At 58.0% G+C, this 5,029-nt stretch carries 2 protein-coding genes; both read left to right on the top strand.

Annotated features, from left to right (window positions below):
* Positions 1-4,138 (top strand): hypothetical protein (locus ABX962_RS29860; RefSeq protein ID WP_372725009.1); only part of this gene is annotated, 4,138 nt, incomplete at its 5' end.
* 231 nt (positions 4,139-4,369) lie between these two features.
* Positions 4,370-4,501, top strand: coding sequence for a hypothetical protein (locus ABX962_RS29855; protein WP_372725007.1), 132 nt, complete (start codon positions 4,370-4,372; stop codon positions 4,499-4,501).
* Positions 4,502-5,029 lie beyond the last annotated feature (528 nt).

Genomic DNA, 5,029 nt, shown 5'->3' with positions numbered 1-5,029 from the left:
TCTGTGGACAAGCGACAAACGCCCGGATTGGCGCGGTGTCGAGTTTGGCACCAACCATGCCCCTGGCCCGCGACATTTGCGAATTGCATTCACCGAGTCCATCGGTATCGGCACCCTACTTGTGCGTGGCGGTGCGACGCTAAGCGTCCTCAAGCCCGACGCGCCGTACCCCGGTGACCTGGGAAACGAGACGCACTGGCAACCGGCCGCTTGCTTGTCGACGGAACGTCCGCGCAGTCGCGAGGACTATGACGTTTGGACGCTCCCTGCCGAGACGAAGACGCGGGCGATTCGATTCACGCATGTCGCGGTGGCCGCCGATCAAAATCCCGCGGGCTGGCTCGGGGGCGCATGGGTGCTTTCGGATCGCTTCGCCAACCTTGCCCCGCAAGGTATCGTCGCCGCCACGGCTCGGCCCGAAGCGGCAGAACTGCTCAACGACCAGTCAAACAATCGTCAATGGAACGCGTGGGACAATGGTGAGTCAGGAGCAACGCTACGTGTTTCGCGTGAGCACCCCGAAATCGTCACGATGGTCTGGCCGCGCGCGGTGAAGCTGCAAGGACTATGTCTATTGTGGGCTGGTTTCGCGACCGCCGAAGTGGATGCCTTTGCTGGTTCCCCTGAGGCCGCCATTCGATCGGCTGCGGAGACTGATTGGCGGAAGGTCGCAGCCTCGGACACCATCGATCCCTACTATCCAATGGGGTTGGGGGCGAATTGGATCGAGTTCGACCAAGAGATTGAAACACGTGCCATTCGCTTGCGGATTACCAGCGGTTCAACCGCAACACACTCGCATTTGATCAACAAGATCAAAGATGGACGCGGTGTTTGGCTGGGCGAGATCATGGCGCTGACGCCGCTTCGTACCGCACCGCTCACTTCGGTTGACTTGCCCGCGATCCGCGAGGAGATTCCGCCTCCCATCCCCGTTAAGTTCACGCTTGCCGAGCCAAGCGTCGTCACGCTGGTGATTGAAGACGAACAGGGACGCCGCGTCCGCAATCTTGTCAGCGAGACGGAGTTCCCGGCCGGTGAGAATGTCGTTTGGTGGGACGGCAGCGACGACTTGTTGCGGGATCCCGAGGCCGCTCAGCATGGGCTCTATCATCTGCCGACACGGTTTGTCGCGCCGGGCACCTACACGGTACGCGGACTCGCTCGAAAACCATTGGAACTGACTTACGAGCAAAGCGTTTATAGCGCGGGGCATCCCGCCTGGGAGACCGCTGACAAGACCGGTTGCTGGATGACCAACCACACGCCGCCGACCAGCATCGCTTGTGTCCCCGGCCGTCGCACACGCGATGGCCAACCGCTCGTTTTGATGGGCGCGTTCGTTGCCGAAGGAGGGCATGGTTTGCAATGGTTGGCCGAAGACGGCACAAAGATTGGCGGCCAAGGTTGGGTCGGGGGAAATTGGACCGGTGCGCCGACGTTGACCGTCGATCTTGGCCCTGCCGCGGTCGCGGATCACCTCTGCTACGTCGCCTCGATCTGGGAAGGTGAGCTTCGCATCACGGCGAAGTCGCGTGACTTCCAAGACAAGCCGATTCTGAAGCTGCAACTAGGGGATGATCCACGTCCTGACAAGCAGCCGCGTGGCACGCAGCCTCTGCCAAGGCTGGTCGACTTTGATGGCGGCGATCGAAAGTTTGTATTGGCGGGTATCGCGGCACACGACGGTGTCATTGCATGTTCGCTTGTACGCCAAAATGAAATTCGATTCATCGAAATTGCCAGCGGAAAGACGATTCGCACCCAATCGATCGAAAACCCACGCGGGCTGGCCTATGACCAACAAGGACGATTGCTCGCACTGAGCGGGACCAAGCTCGTGCGTTTCGGCAAACAGGATTTGCCTGCGGAGACGATCATTACCACGGGGTTGGATGATCCTCGCCATATCGCCCTGGATGATAAAGCAAACTACTACATCAGCGATCAAGGGCACTCCCATCAAGTCAAGGTTTTCTCACCGGACGGCAGATTGTTACGCACGCTTGGTAAATCGGGCGAGCCGAAAACAGGTCTGTATGATCCGCTGCACATGAATCATCCCAACGGTCTCGGTATCGATAGCCAAGGCCGTCTGTGGGTTGCCGAGAACGACTTTCATCCCAAGCGAGTCTCACTTTGGTCGCCCCAGTCCGAGTTGTTGCGGGCGTTCTATGGTCCCGGCGAATATGGTGGCGGTGGTGTGCTTGATCCGCAAGACAAGACTCGTTTCTTTTACAAGGGACAGGAGTTTCGCCTCAACTGGCAAGCCGGTACCGACACGTTGGTCCGTGTTTTCTATCGGCCTTCGCCTCTGATGGAAGCGCATTACGGTCCGTATTCGCCAGATACGCCGTTGTACCCTGACGCACGTCGCGGTGAGCGTTATTTCACAAGTTGCTTCACTCACAATCCGACCAATGGAGACGGCGTCAGTTTTGTTTGGCGAGATGCCGGTGCGACGGTCGATTTAGTGGCGGCGCTAGGCAATGCTCACGAATGGCCGATTCTCGAGACCGAGCCATTTGATGTGTGTTGGCCCGAGGGGGCGGACCCACAAGCAGATGGAAATCGCAATCCGGCGGCGTTTGCGTGGTCCGATGCCAACGGTGATGGATTGCCGCAGCCCAGCGAAGTTCAGATCAGCAACGTCTCTTGCTCTGGCGTCACCACCCAGTCGGACCTTTCGATGGTGGTGGCTCGTTGGGGCGAACAAACGGTTCAATTCACACCAATCAAGTTCAATCAGCACGGTGCTCCACTTTACGATCTTGCTGCGCCGCAAGTGCTGCTGACCGGTTCGCAGCGACCGCAATCGTCCGGTGGCGACCAAGCCCTTACCGAACCTGGCGGCTGGACAATTCACACCGTTGCTCCGGAGCCATTCTCGCCTTATGGCTTGGGTGGATCGTTGGGCGGTCAAGCACGCTGGACCTATCCCAATGTGTGGCCCGGTCTGCACGCCAGTCATGAGGCGGCGATTCCAGACCAGCCCGGCATGGTGATTGGCACCACGCGTCTGCTCGGTGGCTGGATCCGCCCACGCGGCGACGCTGGTTCGATCTTTGCCATCAACGGCAACATGGGAAACATGTATTTGTTCACTGCCGATGGTCTGTTCGTGGCGACGCTATTTCACGACATTCGCTTGCGGCCTAATTGGGCGATGCCGCAAGCCGTGCGCGGCATGGATGTCAGCAACGTATCACTGCACGACGAAAACTTTTGGCCCAGCATTACCCAAACCGCCGACGGGGAAGTCTTTGTCGTCGATGGCGGCCGCGTCAGCCTAGTGCGAGTCGCGGGGCTCGATTCCATCCACCGTATTTCGGCACAACCATTGACGGTTACCACCGGCGATTTGGCAAAGGCCCGCGAGTGGTTCGTGCAAACCGAGGCAACGCGTCAATCAGTCCTCGGCAGCGGCACCCTCAAGGTCACCCTGCGATCCACCGCTCCGCAGGTCGACGGTCGTCTGGACGATTGGACGCCGACAACCGACTGGGCACCCATCGACCGACGTGGTACCAAGGCAAACTTCAATAGCGATTCACGTCCTTATGACGCGAGCGCCGCGGTAACCATTGTCGGCGATCAACTCTTCGCCGCCTGGCGCACCAACGAGAAAGACCTTCTCACCAACAGCGGTGAAACACCGCAAGCGTTGTTCAAAACCGGCGGCGCGCTTGACATCATGCTCGGCACCGACCTCGCGGCGAAAGCCGATCGTGCGGAACCGGCCCCCGGCGACTTGCGACTGCTGGTGACACAGGTCAAAGGCAAGACGCGAGCACTGCTGTATCGAGCGAGTGTTCCTGGGACCCAACAACCGGTTGCGTTCAGCAGTCCATGGCGAACGATCTATCTGGACAGCGTCCAAGATGTCAGCGACAAGCTGAAATTGGCGAGCGACGGCACTGGCAATTATGAAGTGCAGGTGCCGCTGAGTTTGCTCGAGTGGCAGCCGGCGATTGGCGAAACCTATCACGCCGATCTCGGCGTGCTGCGTGGCAACGGCGGTCAGACAAATCAGCGAGTTTACTGGTCCAATAAAGCCACCGCGATCACCGCCGATGTTCCGAGCGAAGCAGAACTAACACCCAAGTTGTGGGGCCGATGGGAAGTCGTCGGTGAGTGACGCTCGGACGCAATCGACTTGACGCGAAAGGGGGCTGTCTCGGTTTGTCGTCACCGTATGTCAGCCTGCTGAAAAAGGGTAAACAGGAAAATGGGTGACAGGAAGATGAAGAGGCCGTAGGGGCTGACGACTACGACGGAGCCTGCGTGCATCCCCATTTTCTAACCCTTCATCTTTTAACCTTATTCAGGGCCAGCCCGTTCGCCAGAAAAAATCATCTCGAAGCAATTGATGACAAACGAATCGAACGCATTGGAACTCGCGAATTTTGAAGATCGCGATTCGAAGTTTGCACGACATTTGACCAGCCACGAAGTGGCGAAAGGATGTAGCCTCGGGCGTGAGCCCGAGGAACGACGATAAAACAAGGACCCAAAGTCCCGGAGGGACGACAGGTGTCGCGGCGGGCAACTCCGTAATGGGCAGGCGATGAGGGGCTCCGATGTCGAAATAGCATCCAGTGGGAAGTTGCTTGCGTTGGAGATTCGCAGAAAGGTTAAAAAATGGAAGGTTAGAAAATGGAAGAACGCAGGCACGTCCAAACTTGGTCACGGCGAGCCGCTGCCTCACGCCATTTCCGCTGGGTAGCTACGCTCGCCAGGCTGGTGGCATCACAGCGTTAGCCTAAGCGGCTAATAGCCCGAAAGACTCCTGCTGATCCGTGTAAAAGGGAATACAGGAAAATGGGTGACAGGAAAATAAACATGCCGTGGAGGGCTGACGACTACGACGGAGCCTGCGTGCATCCCCATTTTCAAACCCTACATCTTTTAACCTCATGCAGGCCCAACCCGTTCGCCAGAAAAAATCAGCTCGAAGCAATTGATGACAAACGAATCGAACGCATTGGAACTCGCGAATTTTGAAGATCGCGATTCGAAGTTTGCACGA

It is taken from the genome of Novipirellula sp., from assembly GCF_041583735.1.
Lineage (GTDB): Bacteria > Planctomycetota > Planctomycetia > Pirellulales > Pirellulaceae > Novipirellula.
Note: the sequence above shows the minus strand (reverse complement) of the source record. Positions and strands in the feature narration are given on the sequence as shown.

Coding starts and splice junctions, on each gene's coding strand:
- ABX962_RS29855 (WP_372725007.1), top strand. CDS start 4,370: ATGACAAACGAATCGAACGCATTGGAACTCGCGAATTTTGAAGATCGC.